Here is a 20,031-nt window from a genome sequence, read left to right on the forward strand (position 1 = left end):
CGCCGTTGTGGGCACGCGTGCCGCCGGGACGGCGCGGGTGGGCACCACGGCACCCGACGGCGGGGCAGCCACAACGCCACGGCCCCCCACGAGCCCGACGAAGAGAGCCGCCACGCCATGACCTCCACCGCCGACCACGCCCATCTGCGCGCCCAGTTGGACACCCTCACCACCGAGGCGTACCGGCCCGAGCTGGCCGAGATCGACCGCCGCTCCACCCTGGACATCGCCCGCACGATGAATGAGGAGGACGCCACCGTCCCCGCCGCCGTCGCCCGACGGCTCCCGGAGATCGCCGCCGCCATCGACGCCACCGCCGCGCGGATGGCCCGCGGCGGCCGGCTGATCTACGCCGGTGCCGGCACGGCCGGGCGCCTCGGGGTGCTGGACGCCAGCGAGTGCCCGCCGACCTTCAACACCGACCCGTCCGAGGTGCTCGGGCTGATCGCGGGCGGCCCGTCCGCGATGGTCGCCGCCGTCGAGGGCGCCGAGGACAGCACGAAGTTCGCGAGCGAGGATCTGACCACGATCGGCCTGACCGACCTGGACACCGTCGTCGGTATCTCGGCCTCCGGCCGCACGCCCTATGCGATCGGCGCCGTCGAGCATGCCCGCGCCCTGGGCGCGCTGACCATCGGCCTGTCCTGCAACGCCGATTCGGCGCTGGCCGCGGCCGCCGAGCACGGTATCGAGATCGTGGTCGGCCCCGAGCTGCTGACCGGCTCCACCCGGCTCAAGGCGGGCACCGCCCAGAAGCTGGTGCTCAATATGCTCTCGACCATCACCATGATCCGGCTGGGCAAGACCTACGGGAATCTGATGGTCGACGTCCGCGCCTCCAACGAAAAGCTGCGGGCCCGCTCGCGCCGTATCGTCGCGCTCGCCACCGGCGCCTCCGACCAGGAGATCGAGACAGCGCTCCGCAGCACGGACGGCGAGGTGAAGAACGCCATCCTCACCCTCCTCGCCGGAGTCGGCGCCCCCACCGCCGCCCGCCTCCTCGACGCCGCCGACGGCCACCTCCGCGCCGCCCTCCAGGCCGCCAAGGACTGAAGCCCCACCGCCACCCGACCGACCACCACGCCCGTACGGCCCGCCGCCCCGACCCCCTCCCTCATTTGTCCGCACAGCAAGGCACCGCATATGTCCGAAGACACGCACCGCGCCACCGCTGCCGCGCTCCTCCCTCTCGTCGGCGGCGCCGGAAACCTCACCTCGATCGCCCACTGCATGACCCGGCTCCGCCTCGGCATCCAGGACCGCTCCCTGGTCCAGGACGAGGCCCTCAAGGCACTCCCGGCGGTCATGGGCGTGGTCGAGGACGACACGTACCAGATCGTGCTGGGCCCCGGGACGGTCGCCCGGGTCACCCCGGAATTCGAGCGCCTGGTGGCAGAGTCCCGCAGCACCCCAACCCCCCAGGAGCCAGACCCGGCCCCGGAGGCCGCCCCACCACCCCTCAGCCCCACACCCGAAGCCCACGCCGCGACGCCTCCGGCCGCGGAGGCCACCGCACCCACCCCCACCGCCGACGAGCTGGCCGCCCAAGGTGCCGCCCTCAAGGCCCGGCAGAAGTCCCGGAATGCCACCCCGGTGAAGCTGTTCCTCCGCCGGATCGCCAATATCTTCGTCCCGCTGATCCCGGCCCTGATCGGCTGCGGCATCATCGCCGGCCTCAACGGCCTGCTGGCCAACTTCGGTCAACTGCCGTCCGTCGTCCCCGCGCTCGCCGCCATGGCCTCCGGCTTCATGTCCCTGATCGCCGTCTTCGTGGGCTACAACACCGCCAAGGAATTCGGCGGCACCCCCATCCTCGGCGGCGCGGTCGCCGCGGTCATCGTCTTCCCCGGCGTCACCCACATCACCGCTTTCGGCCAGCACCTCTCCCCCGGCCAGGGCGGAGTGCTCGGCGCACTGGCCGCGGCGCTGCTCGCCGTCCAGGTGGAGAAGCGCTGCCGCAAGGCCGTCCCCGAGGCCCTGGACGTCCTGCTCACCCCCACCCTTACGGTCCTGGTCACGGGCCTGGTCACGCTCTTCGGCCTGATGTACGTCGCGGGCGAGGCCGCCGCCGCCATCGGCACGGGCGCCAACTGGCTGCTGGCCCACGGCGGCGCCTTCGCCGGTTTCCTCCTGGGCGGCCTCTTCCTCCCCCTGGTGATGCTGGGCCTCCACCAGGCCCTCATCCCCCTGCACACCACCCTCATCGAGCAGCAGGGCTACACGGTCCTGCTCCCGATCCTCGCCATGGCCGGAGCGGGCCAGGTCGGCGCCGCGATCGCCGTATACCTCCGCCTCCCCCACAACCGCTCGATCCGCAGAACCATCAAGTCCGCCCTCCCCGCAGGCTTCCTGGGCGTCGGCGAACCCCTGATCTACGGCGTCTCCCTCCCCCTGGGCCGCCCCTTCATCACCGCCTGCCTGGGCGGCGCAGCCGGCGGCGCCTTCGTCGGCCTCTTCAACCAACTCGGCGACGCCGTCGGCTCCACCGCCATCGGCCCCTCCGGCTGGGCCCTGTTCCCCCTGGTCAAGGGAAACCAGCCACTCGCCACCACCCTGACCGTCTACGCCCTGGGTCTGGCCGTCGGCTACCTCGTCGGCTTCCTCGCCACCTACTTCTTCGGCCTCAGCAAACAAATGCGGCAGGAACTGAACACAACCCCTGACAGCACCCCCACCGCCGCGCCCCCCGAAACCTCAAAGCCCGCCCCGACATCTACGGGAACCCCCACGGAAGTCCCCACCCCACTCAGCACACGGACCGGCCTGAAAACACCCTGAATTCAACGGCGACGACGACAACAGCGACACCGCCGACGACCTGCAACAACCGCAACAACTCACCAGTGCACAACAAAGTCCGAATATCCCCTTCCCCACAACCTTGCCGCCGACCTCCCCCGCCGACCTGGAATCAAGTTCTCCACTTCAGAAGCCTCAACAACACCACCCGACAACACCCGCCCCAAAGAAGCCTTTACGGCGAAGCAACCCCTCCCCGTCAGTGGCACAAAAACGCCGCCGGGGCGGCACCCCCTCAAAGAGGGTGCCGCCCCGGCGAACAGATGGACGCGCGATCCGGGAGGATCAGCGGTCTGATCCAGGGGATCAGAAGTCCATGTCACCGCCCGGCATACCGCCCGGAGCGCCCGCCGCGGCGGCCTTCTCCGGCTTGTCGGCGATGACGGCCTCGGTGGTGAGGAAGAGCGCCGCGATGGAGGCGGCGTTCTGCAGCGCGGAGCGCGTCACCTTGGCGGGGTCGATGATGCCCTCGGCGATCATGTCGACGTACTCGCCGGTGGCGGCGTTCAGACCGTGGCCGACGGCCAGGTTGCGCACCTTCTCCACCACAACGCCGCCCTCAAGGCCGCCGTTGACGGAGATCTGCTTGAGCGGGGCCTCCAGCGCGAGCTTCACGGCGTTGGCGCCGGTCGCCTCGTCACCTTCGAGCTCCAGCTTCTCGAAGACCTGGCTGGCCTGGAGCAGGGCGACGCCACCGCCGGCGACGATGCCCTCCTCGACGGCCGCCTTCGCGTTGCGAACGGCGTCCTCGATGCGGTGCTTGCGCTCCTTGAGCTCGACCTCGGTGGCGGCACCGGCCTTGATGACGGCCACGCCGCCGGCCAGCTTCGCCAGACGCTCCTGGAGCTTCTCGCGGTCGTAGTCCGAGTCGCTGTTCTCGATCTCGGCGCGGATCTGGTTGACCCGGCCCTGGACCTGCTCGCTGTCGCCGGCACCGTCGACGATGGTGGTCTCGTCCTTGGTGATGACGACCTTGCGGGCGCGGCCGAGCAGTTCGAGACCGGCGTTCTCCAGCTTGAGGCCGACCTCCTCGGAGATGACGGTGCCACCGGTGAGGATGGCGATGTCGCCGAGCATGGCCTTGCGGCGGTCACCGAAGCCCGGGGCCTTGACGGCGACGGACTTGAAGGTGCCACGGATCTTGTTGACGACCAGGGTCGACAGGGCCTCGCCCTCGACGTCCTCGGCGATGATCAGCAGCGGCTTGCCGGACTGCATGACCTTCTCCAGGAGCGGCAGCAGGTCCTTCACGCTGCCGATCTTGGAGTTGACGATGAGGATGTACGGGTCGTCGAGCGCGGCTTCCATGCGCTCCATGTCGGTCGCGAAGTACGCCGAGATGTAGCCCTTGTCGAAGCGCATACCCTCGGTGAGTTCCAGCTCCAGACCGAAGGTCTGGGACTCCTCGACGGTGATGACGCCTTCCTTGCCGACCTTGTCCATGGCCTCGGCGATCAGCTCGCCGATCTGGGTGTCAGCGGCGGAGATGGAGGCGGTCGAAGCGATCTGCTCCTTGGTCTCCACGTCCTTGGCCTGCTCCAGCAGGGCGGCGGAGACGGCCTCGACGGCACGCTCGATACCGCGCTTGAGGGCCATCGGGTTGGCGCCGGCGGCGACGTTGCGCAGGCCCTCGCGGACCAGGGCCTGGGCCAGGACGGTCGCGGTCGTCGTGCCGTCACCGGCGACGTCGTCCGTCTTCTTCGCGACCTCCTTGACCAGCTCGGCGCCGATCTTCTCGTACGGGTCCTCGAGCTCGATCTCCTTGGCGATGGAGACACCATCGTTGGTGATCGTGGGGGCGCCCCACTTCTTCTCGAGGACGACGTTACGGCCCTTGGGGCCGAGGGTGACCTTGACGGCGTCGGCGAGCTGGTTCATCCCGCGCTCGAGACCGCGCCGTGCCTCCTCGTCGAACGCGATGATCTTGGCCATGTGAAGTGGTCCTCCCGGACTAATGGGGTCTCCCCTGCTCGAACGCAGTTGAGAGCTTGGGGAAGGATTGCTCCGGACCGCGCTGGCGCCCGCGACGGACGGCCTGCAGACCTGTGTGGTTCCTTGCCCCACGCGGCCTACGGGCCTCACCGACCCGGTCCTTCTTTGTCACTCTCACTGGGAGAGTGCTAACGCCAATGATTAGCACTCGCGGATGGAGAGTGCAAGCCGCCCGAGCGGGCGTCGTTGAGGGGAGGCGGTCGGGCGACGGGCGGGCGCAAGGCGGCTTCGAAGATGCCGCCGATAGGAGTGGTGGCCGGGTGACGCGTGGAGCGCACCCGCCCCGCACCCCGCTACCCCGTCCGCACGGCAGACAGCCGAAGGCCCGTACCCCCGTCAGGGGTACGGGCCTTCGGCACGCAGTTGTCGGTCGGCGCCTCAGCCGGCCACCCGGACCATGTCCGCCTGCGGCCCCTTCTGGCCCTGCGAGATCTCGAACTCGACCCGCTGACCCTCCTCAAGGGTGCGGTAACCGTCCATCTGGATCGCGCTGTAGTGGACGAATACATCCGCACCACCGTCGACCGCGATGAAGCCGTACCCCTTCTCCGCGTTGAACCACTTGACGGTGCCCTGAGCCATGCCTAACTCCCCTATTACTGGCCCTTGCGCAGGACCGCACTCCGCGGACCCGGGTCAGACCTCACCCCGCGAAAGGCCCGTGGGGTGTGCGCCGGAACGCGTCGACCGCCGCTGAATGTATCTGCACAGATGCCCAGAGCAACAGGTCAATCGGACGAGAATTCTGACGCCGGGGAATCGGCGATATGCGGCGAAATCCCGGTTCTCCAGGGCAAGTCGGGCCGGGCATAGCTCACCTAGGCGACAAATACCGCCCACACTTTGGCCACAACTGATCGCGAACACATATGCGTTCGGCACGCGCACGGTGATATGCGGAGGGGGATCACCCCAATGGTATCTCCTTTCACAACACGGAATTGCCCCGTCCGCTTTCCGGCGGACGGGGCAATTCCGGTCATGAACGAGAAGAGTTGGCGCAAATCAGCAGCCGCCGGCCACCGCCGGGATGATCGAGATGCCCGCACCGTCCGGGGTGGGCGTCTCCAGACCCTGCTCGAAGCGGACATCGTCGTCGTTGACGTAGACGTTCACGAAGCGGCGCAGCTTGCCGGCGTCGTCCAGCACACGGGCGGCGATGCCCTGGTGGTTCTGCTCCAGGTCGGCGATCACCTCGGAGAGGGTCGCGCCCTCGGCGGGGACCTCGGCCTGGCCACCGGTGTACGTGCGGAGGATGGTGGGGATGCGGACCTTGACGCTCATGGTTCTGCCTTCCAGGGGTACGGAGTACGAGTTCGGGCGGGGGCGCGGCCTCGTCCGCCGGACGGTGGACGGGCCGGCGGCCTCAGCGGGCCAGACCGGCCGCGCGGAACGCGTCCAGGTTCGGACGGATCGTGGCCGTGGGCCCGGATGTCGGGGCGACCGCGTCCAGTGTCTTGAGGCCGTCACCGGTGTTCAGGACGACGGTGGTCAGGGACGGGTCGAGCAGACCCTCCTCGATCAGCTTCTTGGTCACGCCGACGGTCACACCACCCGCGGTCTCCGCGAAGATCCCTTCCGTCCTGGCCAGCAGCTTGATCGCGTCCACGACCTGGGCGTCGTTGACATCCTCCACGGCACCGCCCGTACGGCGCGCGATGTCGAGCACATACGGCCCGTCGGCCGGGTTCCCGATCGCCAGCGACTTGGCGATGGTGTCCGGCTTCTGCGGGCGTACGACGTCGTGCCCGGCCTTGAAGGCGGTGGACACCGGCGAGCAGCCCTCCGCCTGGGCGCCGAAGATCTTGTACGGCTTGTCCTCGACGAGGCCGAGCGCGATCAGCTCCTTGAGCCCCTTGTCGATCTTCGTCAGCTGCGAGCCGGACGCGATCGGGATGACGATCTGGTCCGGGAGCCGCCAGCCCAGCTGCTCGCAGATCTCGTACGCCAGCGTCTTGGAACCCTCGCCGTAGTAGGGCCGCAGATTGACGTTGACGAAGCCCCAGCCCTCGCCGAGCGGGTCGCCGATGAGCTCCGAGCAGAAGCGGTTGACGTCGTCGTAGTTGCCCTCGATGCCGACCAGGTCACCGCCGTAGACCGCGGCCATCACGACCTTGCCGGCCTCCAGGTCGTGCGGGATGAACACACACGACTCGAAACCGGCGCGGCGGGCGGCGGCGCCGACGGCACCGGCGAGGTTGCCGGTGGAGGAGCAGGACAGGGTGGTGAAGCCGAAGGCGCGGGCGGCCTCGACGGCGATGGCCACGACGCGGTCCTTGAAGGAGTGCGTCGGGTTGCCGGAGTCGTCCTTGACGTACAGCCCGCCGGTGACACCCAGCTCGGCGGCGAGTCGGTCGGCCTTGACGAGCTTGGTGAAGCCGGGGTTCAGGTTGGGCTTGTCGGCCACGTCGGTGGGGACGGGCAGCAGCGGGGCGTAGCGCCAGATGTTGTCCGGACCGGCCTCGATCTGCTTCCGAAGGCTCTCGGGGTCGCCGCTCGGCAGGTCGTAGGCGACTTCGAGCGGCCCGAAACATTCCTGGCACGCGAAGATCGGGCCGAGCGGGAAGCGCTGTCCGCACTCGCGGCAGGACAGGGCTGCGGCGGGGCCCAGAGCGACGGTGGGGGTGTTTTCGGTGACTTGCACAGCCATGGAGGCGAGGCCCTTTCTCCTCATCTTCCTCGCGGCGAATCTCGCCACGAGACGGATTTGGCACCTTCCCTAGCCGGGAGCCTCACGCGCGCGGGACATCAGCGTCCTGGCGGCAAGACCGGCTGGAGGGTTGCCGGGGCTTCAACGGGCCGTATCCCTCTGCCCCTCTGGATGAGCGGTATGGCGCTGGGCCGAAACCCAGGCGTTTGTGGCGCGGGGACCCCGACATGCGACGGTCATCCGCGTTGTTCAAGACTGTAACCGAAGGCACTGACAGTTGAGATAGTCGTCCGAACCGCGAGATGGATCACACAGACCGCCGTTCGGGCGGCGACCGAGGAGTCGTAGACGTGCTGGAAGAGGTCGAGGGCTGGCTGAGCAGCCATTCCTGGTCCGCCGCTGACCGCCCGCTGGGACAGCTGCTGGAAGCGAAGCGCCAGACGGGCCGTACGGTCAGCGTGGTGCTGCCCGCGCTCGACGAGGAGGCCACGGTCGGGGCGATCGTGGCGGTGATCCGTGCCGAGCTGATGACCGGGGCCGTCCCGCTCGTCGACGAGCTGGTGGTGCTGGACTCCGGCTCCACCGACCGGACCGCCGAGGTCGCGGCGGCGGCCGGCGCCCGGGTCGTGCCCCGCGACAGCGTGCTGCCCCGGCTGCCCGCGCTGCCCGGTAAGGGCGAGGTGCTCTGGCGCTCCCTCCTGGCCACGACCGGCGACCTGATCTGCTTCATCGACGCCGACCTGCGCGAATTCTCCGCCGCCTTCGTCTCCGGGATCATCGGCCCGCTGCTGACCGATCCGGACATCCAGTTCGTGAAGGCGATGTACGACCGCCCGCTGGAGACCGCCGGCGAGGGCGCCGGGGCCGGCCAGGGCGGCCGGGTGACCGAGCTGGTCGCCCGCCCCCTCCTCAATCTCCACTGGCCGCAGCTGGCCGGTTTCGTCCAGCCCCTGGGCGGCGAGTACGCGGCCCGCCGCTCCCTCCTGGAGCGGCTGCCGTTCCCGGTCGGCTACGGGGTGGAGCTCGGCCTGCTCGTCGACGCCCTGCACACCGTCGGCCTCGACGCCCTCGCCCAGGTGGACGTCGGCGTCCGTAAACACCGCCACCAGGACGGCCAGGCCCTCGGCCGGATGGCCGCCGCCATCTACCGCACCGCCCAACTCCGCCTGACCCGCGGCCACTTGGTCCGCCCCCGCCTCACCCAGTTCGACCGCGGCACCGAGGGCTTCGTCCCCCGCACCACGGACGTCGACACCGAGGAACGCCCCCCAATGGCCGAAATCCCGGAATACGCGAAGCGCCGGGCGGCGTGAGCAGACCCGGCGCCGCTCCCCCGCCCGCGTTCCTTGACCGCTTCCGTGCGTTTGCGCGGATCTGTGGCGGGTTACTTTCGCGACATGGTCTCCGAGAGCAGTGCGGTGCAGGCAGGTGCTGAGGTTCTGGTCGCGTCGAATCGTGGGCCGGTGTCGTACGGCCTGGGGGAGGACGGGGCGCTGACCGCCCAGCGGGGTGGTGGGGGGCTGGTGTCCGGGTTGTCGGCCATTGGGCCCGAGACGGATGCGGTGTGGGTGTGTGCCGCGCTCGGTGAGGGGGACCGGGAGGCGGTGCGGCGGACGGGGGGCGTGCTGGAGCCGGGGGATACGGGGGGCCAGCGGGTGCGGATGCTGGATATTCCGGCCGAGGTGCATGCCGCCGCCTACAACGGCATTGCGAACTCGGTGCTGTGGTTCGTCCATCACATGCTCTATCAGACGCCGCTGGAGCCGGTCTTCGATGCCGGGTTCCGGGCTCAGTGGGCGGCGTACGAGGCGTACAACGCGGCCTTCGCCGAGGCGCTGGCCGACGGGGCGGCGCCCGGTGCGGCCGTGCTCGTGCAGGACTACCACCTGGCGCTGGTGCCCGGCATGCTCCGTGAGCGCCGCCCCGACCTGCGTATCGCGCACTTCTCCCACACCCCGTGGGCCCCCGCCGAGTACTTCGCGATGCTCCCCGACGACATCCAGCGGCAGCTGGCGCTGGGCATTCTCGGTGCCGACCGGGCGAACTTCCTCACCCGGCGGTGGGCCGACAACTTCCTGGCCTGCGCCGAGACCGGGCTGGGCGGGCAGTGCGAGCGGGTACGGCCGGGGGACGGGGAGCCCGGCATCGTCGCACTGGTACCGGAACGCACGACGCGTACGACCGCGATCGGTGTGCACGGCCTCGGCGCCGACGCCGCGTTCCTGCGTGAGCGCGCGCACCGCCCCGACGTCGAGGAGCGGATGGCGGCGCTGCGCACAGAGATCGGCGGGCCGGAGCGGAAGATCATCGTCCGGGTGGACCGCACCGAACTCTCCAAGAACATCGTGCGCGGCCTGCTCGCCTACCGGCAGCTTCTCGCCGACCACCCCGAGTGGCGCGAGCGGGTGGTGCATCTCGCCTTCGCCTACCCGTCCCGTCAGGATCTCGCCGTCTACCGCGATTACACGGCCGAGGTCGAGCGGGTCGCCGAGGCCATCAACACCGATTACGGAACGGCCAGTTGGCTGCCCGTCGTACTGCACGTCAAAGACGATTTCGCCCGCTCGCTCGCCGCCTACCGGCTCGCGGACGTGGCACTCGTCAACCCGATCAGGGACGGGATGAACCTGGTCGCCAAGGAGATCCCGGTGGTGTCGGACGCCGGCTGCGCGCTGGTGCTGTCGCGGGAGGCGGGCGCGCACGAGGAACTCGGCGCGGATTCCCTGACCGTCAATCCGTACGACGTTGTCGGGACCGCCGAGGCGCTGCACGAGGCGCTGTCGATGGACGACGCCGAGCGCGCGGCCCGCACCGAACGGCTGGCCGCGGCGGCCACGGCGCTGCCGCCCGCCCGGTGGTTCCTGGAGCAGCTGGAGGCGCTGCGGGGAGAGAGCGCGGGGGAGGCCGGGCCGCCGTCCGCATGAGCCGGGGAAGGGGCGCCCGGCGTCGCGCCGCCCGGCTGCCCTTGTGCCCGGCCCCGGAAGTCGTCTGCGTCGTCTGTGCCGTCTGTGCCGTCTGTGCCGTCTGCGCCTATGGGGTGGTCGACCCGCTGTCGTCCAGCCGGTCCGCCAGGGCGCCGAGCAGGCCGACGACTCCGGACGGGCCGTCGACGACCAGGTCGGCGCGGTCGGCCAGTTCGGTGACCTCGTTGCTGCCGCTGCATACCAGGAGGCCGGTCAGGCCGTCGGAGCGGAGCTTTTCGACGGCGGCGAAGGCGGCCAGGTCGCCGAGGTCGTCACCGGCGTAGAGGACGGTGGTGGCGCCGGTCTCGCGGACCCATTCGGCGAGGGCGACGCCCTTGTCCATACCGGGCGGGCGGAGTTCGAGGACGAGGCGGCCCGGTTCGACGATCAGGCCGTGGCGTTCGGCGAGCGCGCTGAGCGGGCCGCGCAGCTGGTCGAAGGCGTCCTGGGGGTCGGTGGCGCGGCGGGTGTGCACGGCGATGGCGCGGCCGCCCTTGCGCTCGATGGCGGTCTCGATCCATGTGCCGTGCCAGACGCCGGAGGCGTCCAGGACGCCGGGGAGTTCGGCCTGTATGGCGGCGACGCCTGGGTGCGGGGCGGGGGCGTGGAGGGTGCCGGTGGCGGCCTCCCAGCGTTCGGCGCCGTAGTGGCCGAGGACCGTGAGGTGGTCCAGACCGGGTACGTCCGCGAAGCCGCCGAGGCGGACCGCGACGGTGGCGGGGCGGCCGGTGATCACCGTGGCGGCGCGCAGCCGGGGCACCAGGCGGCCGAGGGCGGCGACGGCGCCCTCATGGGCGCGGGCCTTCTCCGGGTCGGGGACGATCTCGGCGAGGGTGCCGTCGAAGTCGAGGGCGATGACGGCGCGTTCCGGGTGCGCCAGCAGTGCGGCGAGGCCGTCGCGGCCGGCGGGGGTGTGCGGGGTCGGCACGGATCCGGGGGTCGGCTGGGAAGGCGACGCGGCGTTCGGGGGTCTGCCCATGGCGCCGACCCTACCGGCGCGGGGCGGGCGCTGTGGGGTAGCTCCGGCGACAGTCGGGGGTGTACGGGCGCATGGGGGCGGCGGGCGGGGCGCCTGGGGCGGTGGTGGGCGGGGCGCCCGGGACGGTGGTAGACGGGGCGTCCGGGGCAGCGGCCGAGGCCCCGGGTCAGCGACGGCCGAGGCGGCGCCGGATCGGCGACGACCGCGACGACCGGTTCACCGCCGCCGAGCCACCCACGTCACCGCCGCGCCCGCCGCGCCTCCCGTATGCGGCGCAGGCGGTTGACGGTGACCGGGTCATGGGCGAGCGCGCTGGGGTCGTCCAGCAGGGCGTTGAGGAGTTGGTAGTAGCGGGTCGGGGAGATGCCGAGCTGTTCGCGGATGGCGCGCTCCTTGGGGCCGGGGCCCGGCCAGGAGCGGCGCTCGACGGCGAGCACCGCCTCGTCCCGGGCCGAAAGCCCCGGGGCACGCTCGACGGCCCCGGGCTCGTCGCCCGGCGCGGCGGCCGCACCCCCGGAACCACCCGAGCCGTCCGGAGCGCCGGAACCGCCCGCACCCGTCATCCCGTCCCTCATCACGCTTCCACGATAAGCGCACGGTCGGACAACGCCCGGCCCGTCACCCCGGCCGCCTCGCGCCTACGCGCCTCCGCGCCGTCCGTACCCTCGCCGGCACCCTGCACCGACACCCCGTCATTCGCCGACGTTATCCGTGGCGTCCGCCGTGTTCTGGATGTCGGTGAGCACGCCGGCCGGGTTGCCGCGCGGGCCGACCGCGGCGCCCATCTTGGCCTTGACGGTCTTGGAGACCAGCGGCCAGGAGGTCTTGTCCGCCGGGTAGAACTCGGCGCTGGCGAGCTGCTGGAGGGAGCCGTGGAACTTGGCGTACTTGTCGTCGGCCAGCATCGCGTGGGAGGCGGAGCTGGTGACCGGCAGCAGGCTGTACTCCCCGGAGAACTTCTCGACGTTCTTCTTGCTGTAGACGAAGTCGAGGAACTTGCCGGCCTGGGTGCGGTGGCCGCCCTGCTTGAAGGCCATCATCCAGTCGGCGACGCCCATGGTGGCCTTGGCCTTCCCGTGGGCGCCGGGCAGCTCGACGGTGCCGTAGTCGATGCCCTTGGCCGCGGCCTGCTTCATCAGGGTGGGGTGGCCGTTGAGCATGCCGACCTTGCCGTCCGAGAAGGCCGCGAAGGCGTCCTCGCGGTTGAGCTTGGCGGGGTCGGTGCCGGTCAGGCCCTTGCCGACGAGGTTCTCCTTCAGCCACTTGAAGGTCTTGACGTTCTCCGGCGAGTCGATCGTGTACTTGCCGATGCTGTCGGTGTAGCCGCCGCCACCGCTGAGCATCCACTGCATCGTCTCGGCCTGGGTCTCCTCCGGGCCGAGCGGCAGCGCGAAGGGCATCTTGACGCCGTGCGCCTTCAGCAGCTGGGCGTCGGCGGCGATGTCGTCCCAGCTCTGCGGCGGGCTGGTGATGCCGGCCTCGCTGAACAGCTTCTTGTTGTAGAAGAGCCGCCGGGTGCTGGCGCCGAACGGCATCCCGTACTGGATCCGCTTGTATTCACCGGCCTCCGCGAGGGAGGGGGTGAAGTCGCCCTGGGTGGGGATGGAGAGCAGCTGGTCGGCGCTGTAGAGCTGGCCCTTGGCCGCGTAGTCGGCGTAGGCGCCGATCTGGGCGAGGTCCGGGGCGTGGCCCTCCTTGACCAGGTCGGCGACCTTCTTGTCGACGTCGGTCCAGCTGTAGACGTCGACATCGACCTTGATGCCGGGGTTCTTCTTCTCGAAGGCGCGGGCCAGCTCGTCCCAGTAGTGCTGGGAGCTGTTGGAATGGCTGTCGCCGTAGTCCGCCGCGATCAGTTTGAGAGTGACGTCGTCGCTACCGGAGCCGCTGCCGCAGCCGGTGAGAGTCAGTGTCATGGTGGTGGCGATTGCCGCCGCCAGGCTCAAGTACCGCCGCTGCACTGCTGTTCCGCCTTTTGCTGTGAAGATCCGTGCTTTTCGGGATTGCCCCGGCCGCCTCAGGGGTCGCCGTCGAACGGCATGAACAGCGAGTCTCCCCCGCGCCCTTTATAAGGTCTACACCACCCCCCTCTTCGCTCCGGAACCGGCCCGGCACTGTCCCGACCACCGCACATCCGGCCCGATCGCTCCGGTGAGTGGACTAGACCTTTCCGCCCGGATCGCGCAAAACTGTTCCCGTGAGACACGTCATCGCCCTGGATGTGGGCGGCACCGGGATGAAAGCCGCCCTCGTGGGGGTGGACACCGCGCCCTCCGGGGACACGCGCCCCGAGCTGCTCTACGAGGCGCGGCGCCCCACCGGCCGCGAGCACGGCCCGGAAGCGGTGGTCGAGGCCGTCCTCGGCTTCGCCGCCGAGCTGCGCGAGCTCGGCACGGCCCGCTACGGCACCCCCGCCGCGGCGGCCGGTGTCGCGGTCCCCGGCATCGTCGACGAACGGTCCGGCACCGCCGTCTACGCCGCGAACCTCGGCTGGCGGGACGTACCGATGCGGGCGCTGCTGTCCGAGCAGCTGGGCGGGGTGCCGGTCGCCCTCGGCCACGACGTCCGCACCGGCGGCCTGGCCGAGGGCCGGATCGGCGCGGGCCGGGAGGCCGACCGGTTCCTGTTCGTCCCCCTGGGCACCGGGATCGCGGGCGCCATCGGCATCGGCGGCCGGATCGAAGCCGGTGCGCACGGCAGCGCGGGAGAGATCGGCCACATCGTCGTACGGCCCGGCGGGCGGGAGTGCGGCTGCGGGCAGCGCGGCTGTCTGGAGACGCTGGCCTCGGCGGCCGCGGTCGGCCGTGACTGGGCGGCGGCCTGCGGCGATCCGCGGGCCAACGCGGCTGACGCGGCCAAGGCCGTGGCGTCCGGCGACCCGCGGGCGCACGCCGTATGGCAGAACGCCGTGGACGCCCTCGCCGACGGGCTGGTCACCGGCCTCACCCTGCTCGACCCGGAGACGCTGATCATCGGCGGCGGGCTCGCCGAGGCGGGCGACACGCTCTTCACACCTCTGCGGGAAGCGGTCCGCCGGCGCGTTACGTTCCAGCGGCTCCCCTCGATCGTTCCGGCGGCGCTCGGGGACGCCGCCGGGTGCCTGGGCGCAGGACTGCTCGCCCGGGATCTTCTCACGGAGGTATCCGCCTGGTGACTCCACCCACGACTGACGTCGCGGGCTTCCTGTGCCGATGGCTAAGCATCGTCGCAGAGGACCAGCCCGGCCCTGTGCTGGACGTTCAGTGCGCCTACGTGGTCGGCGTTGCCGGACCAGCCGCAGTTGACGCACTCGAACTCCGCTTGAGTGACGCGGCTCTCCCTGGCGACGTGTCCGCAGCCTCCGGCGGAGAGCGGGCACGTGCGGGAGGTATTGCGGGGGTCCACCAAAACCACCAGGCGACCGGCACTCTCAGCCTTGTCCGCCAGGATGTTCAGGAAGAGTCCCACGCCCACGTCGAGCATGCTTCGGTTGAGCCCGGCCTTCGCGGCGGCACCGTTCGGAAGGTACGCGCCGGTCTGCTCGGGGTCGGGCTCGGGTGCGGGCGCCTTGGTCATGCCCGCCAGGTTCAGCTTCTCGTGGCCGATCACGTCGTGATCGCGGATCAGCTCGTTCGCCGTCTTGTGGTGGTGATCGAGGCGCCGGCGCCGGATCTTGGCATGCAGCTTGGCCACCTTCCGGGCCGCGGCCCGGTGCTTCTTCGTCCGCCGCCGGGTGCGCCTGGGGAAGGTGGACAGGTGCTGCTGAGCTGCGGCCAGCTCGTCCGCCATCGCGGCGAGGAAGCGCGGGTTCTCGACGTGCTCGCCCTTGCTGGTGGTGAGGAAGTGCACCACGCCCATGTCGAGGCCGACGATACTGCCGGTCGCCGGAAGCGGATCAGCCTGGACGTTGTCACAGGCGAGAACCACGTACCAGCGGCGGCCCTCCCGCTTCACCGAGATCGTCTTCACACGGCCCCGCACCGGCCGGTGCTGGTGCACGCGCACCTGCCCGACGCCCTGGAGACGGACCCGGGTCTGCGCATCGTGCGGGGTGGAGTCCCAGCGGCAGCCGTCGCCGTCCTTGGAAAAGGTGACGGTGTCGAAGTGCCCGACACCTCTGAACCGCGGGTATCCCGGCGTAAGACCGGCCTTGACACGCTTGAAGAAGGATTGGAACGCTTTGTCCAGACGACGCAGGGTCGCCTGCTGGGAGCTGAACGACCAGCGGCCCTGACGCTCCGGGTCGAACGCCCGGATCTCCTTGAGCTGGGCGGACTGGTCGCCGTACCTGATGCTCGTCTTCGAGCTGTGCTGGTAGGCGTCCCGGCGCTCCTGCAACGCGCCGTTGTAGAGCGAGCAGTGATCGCGCAGCATCTCGGTCAGGGCCTGCGTCTGCCGGACTGTGGGCCGGAGAAGGAACTTGTACGCCCGTATCACGAGACGCCCCCCTTTCCCTTCCCCCCGGGCCGCTCCCACTGGGTGTCGATGTACTTCTCCACCGTCGCCGCGCTCACGGCGCCGACCGACGCGGCGAAGTACGACGACGACCACAGCGTGGGCATCCGTGACTTCAGGTGCGCAAACTCCGCTCGCAACACCCGGGAGGTGAAGCCCTTGAACTGGTTCGCTACATATGAAGCAGACGACTTGGGGTCGTGCTTGACGAACAGGTGCACGTGGTCGGGCATCACCTCAAGGGCGATGATCTCCCACCCGCGCTCATCGGTCTTCTGCCGGATCAGCTCGTCCAGTCGTTCCGCGACCCGGCCACGAGGACCGGACGGCGGTACTTCGGGCACCACACCACATGGAGCCCGAGATCGCACACACCGCCGGAGAACCGGCGAACCTTCCTGGTCGCAACCACACGATCACTATACAAATGCCGCAGGTCTAGTTCGACAGAGAGAGCAGTCCAGATGAACAGCCCAGATCCATACACACAGTTGAGGACAGAGCAATCCTCAAAAGCCATCCCCCACCCCGCTAAAGCGGGGCGTCCCCTGGCTAGGTCCTGATGGCACAGCAACAGTCCGCGCAGCAGCCCTCGGACACCCCGCGCACCATCCTGGCCGGCGCCCGGATCGCCCGGCCGTCCGGTGTGGTCGAGCACGGCCGGATCACCGTCGAGGGCGGGCTGATCGGCGATGTTCACAGCCGGGACCTCGATGTGGCCGAGGGGGTGTCCGGCAGCGTCGTGGACCTCTCGGGCCACCTCATCGTCCCCGGCTTCGTCGATATGCATGTCCATGGCGGAGGCGGTGGCTCGTTCTCGTCCGCCGACCCCGAGGAGTGCATGACGGTGGTCGACACCCACCGCAGACACGGCACCACCTCGATGGTCGCCTCCACGGTCACCGGTGAACTGCCCGACCTCGCACGGCAGGCCGCGGCGCTCGCCGAACTGGTGCAGCAGGGCGAGCTGGCCGGTATCCACTTCGAGGGCCCGTTCATCTCCCGGCACCGCTGCGGCGCCCACCAGCCGGAGCTGCTGCGCGACCCGGACCCGGCCGATGTCCGCAAGCTCCTGGACGCCGCGCACGGCACCGCGTCGATGATGACCCTCGCCCCCGAGCTGCCCGGCGGGCTGGACTCCGTACGGCTGCTCGCCGACGCGGGCGTGATCGCCGCCCTCGGCCACACCGACTCCTCCTACGACGCCACCCGCGAGGCCATCGACGCGGGCGCCACCGTCGCCACCCACCTCTTCAACGCGATGCCCCCGCTGGGCCACCGGGCGCCCGGCCCGGTCGCCGCGCTCCTGGAGGACGAGCGGATCACCGTCGAGCTCATCAACGACGGGACCCATCTGCACCCCGCGGTCCTGCAATTGGCGGTCCGTGAGGCCGGTGCCGAGCGGGTCGCGTTCATCACGGACGCGATGGGCGCGGCCGGTATGAACGACGGGACGTATCCGCTCGGCCCGATGCAGGTCGAGGTCAGGGGCGGTGTCGCGCGGATCAGCGAAGGCCCCACGGCCGGTTCGATCGCCGGCTCCACGCTCACCCTGGACCGTGCCTTCCAACGTGCCGTCACCGTGGACGGCCTGACGGTCGACCAGGCCGTACAGGCACTTTCGGCCACTCCGGCCCGCCTCCTGGGCATCGACGACCGGACCGGCGCCCTGCAGACCGGCAAGGACGCCGACCTGGTGGTGCTGGACGCGGCGTACGACGTGGCCGGGGTCATGCGCCGGGGCGAATGGCTGGTGCGTCCCCGGGGCGCCTGAGGATCCGCCCGCGCGCACCGGGCGCGTACCCGGCCGCCCCTCCCCCGGGCCGTGGACCGCACGGCGGCCGGACCGGGTCACCGCACGGCGGCCGGACCGGGTCTGGGCCAACCACCACCGACGATGGCATGATCGCTCGCGCACTTGTCCGCATGCCACCGCCGACCGCGGTTGCCCGACCCCCGGCCGCCCGGCCATGACTGCCCGGAGGGGCGACCATGATCCTTACGGTCACGCTGAACGCCGCCCTGGACATCACCTACCGCGTCCCCCGGCTCCACCCGCACACCACGAACCGGGTCACCGAAGTGGCCGAACGCCCCGGCGGCAAGGGCCTGAACGTCGCCCGGGTACTGGCCGCGCTCGGCCACCGTACGGTCGCCACCGGCTTCGTGGGCGGCGGCACCGGCGAGGCACTGCGCGCCCTGCTCGCCGAGACCGAGGTCACCGACGCGCTGGTCCCGGTCGGCGGCACCACCCGCCGCACCGTCGCCGTCGTCGACGCGGCCACCGGAGACACCACCCAGCTCAACGAACCGGGCCCGGTCGTCTCCCCCGCCGAATGGGACACCCTCCTCGGCACCTACCGCGAACTGCTCGCCGACGCACGGGCGGTGGCGCTCTGCGGCAGCCTCCCGCCGGGCGTCCCGGTCGATGTCTACGCCCGCCTCACCCGCGCCGCGCGCAGCGCCGGAGTCCCGGTCCTCCTCGACACCAGCGGCGAACCACTGCGCCGCGGTCTGGCCGCCCGCCCCGACCTCGCCAAGCCCAACGCCGATGAACTCGCCGCGCTCACCGGCAGCACCGAACCGCTGCGCGCCGCCCGCGACGCCCGCCGCCGCGGCGCCCATGCGGTGGCCGCCTCACTGGGCCCGGACGGCATGCTCGCGGTGACCGCCGACGGCGTCTGGCAGGCCGCCCCGCCCCGCCGGATCGCCGGGAACCCGACCGGCGCGGGCGACTCCGCCGTGGCCGGCCTGCTGTCGGGCCTGGTGGAGGAGCTGCCCTGGCCGGACCGGCTGACCCGCGCGGTGGCCCTGTCCGCGGCGACCGTACGGGCGCCGGGGGCGGGCGAGTTCGATGCGGAGACGTATGAAGAGCTGTTGCGAACAGTCAGGGTGGCAGCGCCGTCGCCGGAGATACGCAGTTCGAAGTGACTCCCGTCAATTGCCTTGGCTGATAGGCGCCTTGCTGCACCATCTAGCCCGACTGTGCCTCCAGTCCACAGACCCGAACGCGTCGGGTTCGTCGGCCCTCACTCACAAGCCGCCAGAGAAGCAGATCGCTCCTCTGGCGGCGACCGACCGGCGCGAATGAGGGCCCAGGGACCTGTCAGCGGCGCCGCCGCCGGTCCCTCAGTCCCTGGCCAGCCAGACCTTGTCGAGGTTCACGTCGCACTGATTCCCGCTCTCGCAGGACAGCTTGATCGTGTTGGTGCCCTTGTTGAGCTGCACATACTGCCAGCTCCTGGTCCAGCCCTTGTCCCAGGCGCCCTCCGGGGCGTGGGCGAAGTTCTTCAGTCTGATCGGCCGGCTGTCCGCCTTGCCGTTCACATTCAGCGTGAGGTTGGCGTCCTTGCCGGGCACGCCGTAACCGACCCAGAGCTTGAACTTGCCGGAATCCTCGGCATCGAGCGACCACGTGGCCGCCGCTCCCTGGGTGTTCATGCCGGCCACATAGGCGCCGCCGGGCGAGCGCGCACCCGGAACGTCCTTCGCCGTCGTCGCGCCGCCCTCCAGCTTCAGACCGACCGCGTTCTCCTTGGGCAGCTTGCCGGGCTTGGGCTTGGCCGGCTCGTCGGAGGGCTTGACCGTGTCACCGGCCGACGGGCCCGTCTTGCCGGCCTCGTCGTCCTTGGAGCCCATGCCGTTGGTGAACATCGCGACGCCGATGCCTATGCAGACCACCGCGACCACGGCGACGGCGCCGATGAGCAGGCCGTTGCGGCCGCGGCGCGGCTCCTGGCCGCCGTTGCCCGGGGCCGGGGCGGAGCGGGTGCGGTCTCCGCCGGGCAGCGTCTCCGGGGCGGCGTAGTGGGCGTTCTGCTGCCCGTACGTCACCTGCTGCGGGGCCTGCTGGCCGTACTGGCGCTGGCCGACCGCGCGGACCTGGTTGTAGGACGTCCGCGGAACCCCCGGCTGCCGCGCCGCCGCACCGTCGCCCGCCGAGCCCTGTGCGCCGCCCTCGCCGCCTTCCGAGCGGTACAGGTAGGCGAACGGGTCGTCGTTCTCCGGCGTGTCCGCGCCGTTGTTGCCGGCCGTCATTCCGTGTCACTCCCAAGCGATCTGTGCGCGTCTGTACGCGTCTCTACGCGTCCGCAGGCTTCATTGCGCGAACTGTCTTTCGGGCACCCGGCGGCGCCGCGCCGCATCGGCGCAGCCTACCCCGTCATGGCCTGCGCACACCGTGCCCGGAGGGCCACAAGATCGCTACGGATCGGTGA

General features: G+C 70.7%; 16 protein-coding genes, 1 pseudogene and 1 riboswitch. Of the genes and pseudogenes, 7 read left to right on the forward strand and 10 right to left on the reverse strand.

What is annotated here, in order from left to right; genetic code table 11:
* Positions 1-117 precede the first annotated feature (117 nt).
* Entirely contained in the window at positions 118-1,053 is a 936-nt protein-coding gene (gene murQ / locus STRTU_RS14150; RefSeq protein ID WP_159743866.1) for an N-acetylmuramic acid 6-phosphate etherase, read from the forward strand.
* Between the two features lie 90 nt (positions 1,054-1,143).
* Positions 1,144-2,778 (forward strand): PTS transporter subunit EIIC, encoded by a 1,635-nt coding sequence (locus tag STRTU_RS14155; RefSeq protein WP_159743867.1) that lies wholly within the window; start codon positions 1,144-1,146, stop codon positions 2,776-2,778.
* 327 nt (positions 2,779-3,105) lie between these two features.
* Here STRTU_RS14155 and groL read toward each other — a convergent pair whose 3' ends face one another.
* The 4 genes from groL to thrC all read right to left on the reverse strand — a co-directional run bounded on the left by groL (position 3,106) and on the right by thrC (position 7,441).
* Entirely contained in the window at positions 3,106-4,731 is a 1,626-nt protein-coding gene (gene groL, locus STRTU_RS14160; protein ID WP_159743868.1) for a chaperonin GroEL, read from the reverse strand.
* 438 nt (positions 4,732-5,169) lie between these two features.
* Complete coding sequence (locus tag STRTU_RS14165; protein WP_003986833.1) at positions 5,170-5,373, reverse strand: cold-shock protein; 204 nt, start codon at positions 5,371-5,373, stop codon at positions 5,170-5,172.
* 423 nt (positions 5,374-5,796) lie between these two features.
* Positions 5,797-6,075, reverse strand: coding sequence for a MoaD/ThiS family protein (locus STRTU_RS14170; RefSeq protein ID WP_018089727.1), 279 nt, complete (start codon positions 6,073-6,075; stop codon positions 5,797-5,799).
* 82 nt (positions 6,076-6,157) lie between these two features.
* Positions 6,158-7,441 carry a threonine synthase gene (gene thrC, locus STRTU_RS14175; RefSeq protein ID WP_269777358.1) on the reverse strand — a complete coding sequence of 428 codons (1,284 nt, stop codon included), beginning with the start codon at positions 7,439-7,441 and terminating at the stop codon, positions 6,158-6,160.
* A 17-nt stretch (positions 7,442-7,458) separates the two neighbouring features.
* A riboswitch (SAM riboswitch) is annotated at positions 7,459-7,619 on the reverse strand.
* A 172-nt stretch (positions 7,620-7,791) separates the two neighbouring features.
* On the opposite strand from thrC, the gene STRTU_RS14180 reads away from it, so the two are divergent.
* Both STRTU_RS14180 and STRTU_RS14185 read left to right on the forward strand, forming a co-directional pair.
* Entirely contained in the window at positions 7,792-8,754 is a 963-nt protein-coding gene (locus STRTU_RS14180; protein ID WP_159743869.1) for a glucosyl-3-phosphoglycerate synthase, read from the forward strand.
* 84 nt (positions 8,755-8,838) lie between these two features.
* Entirely contained in the window at positions 8,839-10,365 is a 1,527-nt protein-coding gene (locus STRTU_RS14185; protein ID WP_159743870.1) for an alpha,alpha-trehalose-phosphate synthase (UDP-forming), read from the forward strand.
* Positions 10,366-10,471: 106 nt separating this feature from the next.
* Here STRTU_RS14185 and otsB read toward each other — a convergent pair whose 3' ends face one another.
* From otsB to STRTU_RS14200, 3 genes are all read right to left on the reverse strand, one after another.
* Positions 10,472-11,383 carry a trehalose-phosphatase gene (otsB, locus tag STRTU_RS14190; protein ID WP_159743871.1) on the reverse strand — a complete coding sequence of 304 codons (912 nt, stop codon included), beginning with the start codon at positions 11,381-11,383 and terminating at the stop codon, positions 10,472-10,474.
* A gap of 239 nt (positions 11,384-11,622) precedes the next feature.
* Positions 11,623-11,946, reverse strand: coding sequence for a DUF3263 domain-containing protein (locus STRTU_RS14195; protein WP_159746930.1), 324 nt, complete (start codon positions 11,944-11,946; stop codon positions 11,623-11,625).
* Positions 11,947-12,075: 129 nt separating this feature from the next.
* A complete protein-coding gene (locus tag STRTU_RS14200; RefSeq protein ID WP_159743872.1) occupies positions 12,076-13,341 on the reverse strand; it encodes an ABC transporter substrate-binding protein in 1,266 nt (421 codons plus the stop codon).
* Positions 13,342-13,577: 236 nt separating this feature from the next.
* On the opposite strand from STRTU_RS14200, the gene STRTU_RS14205 reads away from it, so the two are divergent.
* A complete protein-coding gene (locus tag STRTU_RS14205) occupies positions 13,578-14,534 on the forward strand; it encodes an ROK family protein (protein ID WP_159743873.1) in 957 nt (318 codons plus the stop codon).
* A 41-nt stretch (positions 14,535-14,575) separates the two neighbouring features.
* Here STRTU_RS14205 and STRTU_RS14210 read toward each other — a convergent pair whose 3' ends face one another.
* Together STRTU_RS14210 and tnpA are read right to left on the reverse strand one after the other, a co-directional pair.
* Positions 14,576-15,796, reverse strand: coding sequence for an RNA-guided endonuclease InsQ/TnpB family protein (locus STRTU_RS14210; RefSeq protein WP_159743874.1), 1,221 nt, complete (start codon positions 15,794-15,796; stop codon positions 14,576-14,578).
* Positions 15,793-16,226, reverse strand: a pseudogene (tnpA, locus tag STRTU_RS14215) (IS200/IS605 family transposase). The gene STRTU_RS14210 and the pseudogene tnpA overlap by 4 nt, the downstream one beginning before the upstream one ends.
* Before the next feature lie 150 nt (positions 16,227-16,376).
* Between tnpA and nagA the strand changes: the two are divergent.
* A complete protein-coding gene (gene nagA / locus STRTU_RS14220; protein ID WP_159743875.1) occupies positions 16,377-17,588 on the forward strand; it encodes an N-acetylglucosamine-6-phosphate deacetylase in 1,212 nt (403 codons plus the stop codon).
* Between the two features lie 218 nt (positions 17,589-17,806).
* Positions 17,807-18,745, forward strand: a complete 939-nt coding sequence (gene pfkB, locus STRTU_RS14225) for a 1-phosphofructokinase (RefSeq protein ID WP_159743876.1) — start codon at positions 17,807-17,809, stop codon at positions 18,743-18,745.
* A gap of 198 nt (positions 18,746-18,943) precedes the next feature.
* Here the strand turns inward: pfkB and STRTU_RS14230 are convergent, their stop codons facing one another.
* Positions 18,944-19,852, reverse strand: a complete 909-nt coding sequence (locus STRTU_RS14230; RefSeq protein WP_159743877.1) for a carbohydrate-binding protein — start codon at positions 19,850-19,852, stop codon at positions 18,944-18,946.
* Positions 19,853-20,031: the final 179 nt, after the last annotated feature.

Source organism: Streptomyces tubercidicus (assembly GCF_027497495.1).
Taxonomy (GTDB): Bacteria; Actinomycetota; Actinomycetes; order Streptomycetales; family Streptomycetaceae; genus Streptomyces; species Streptomyces tubercidicus.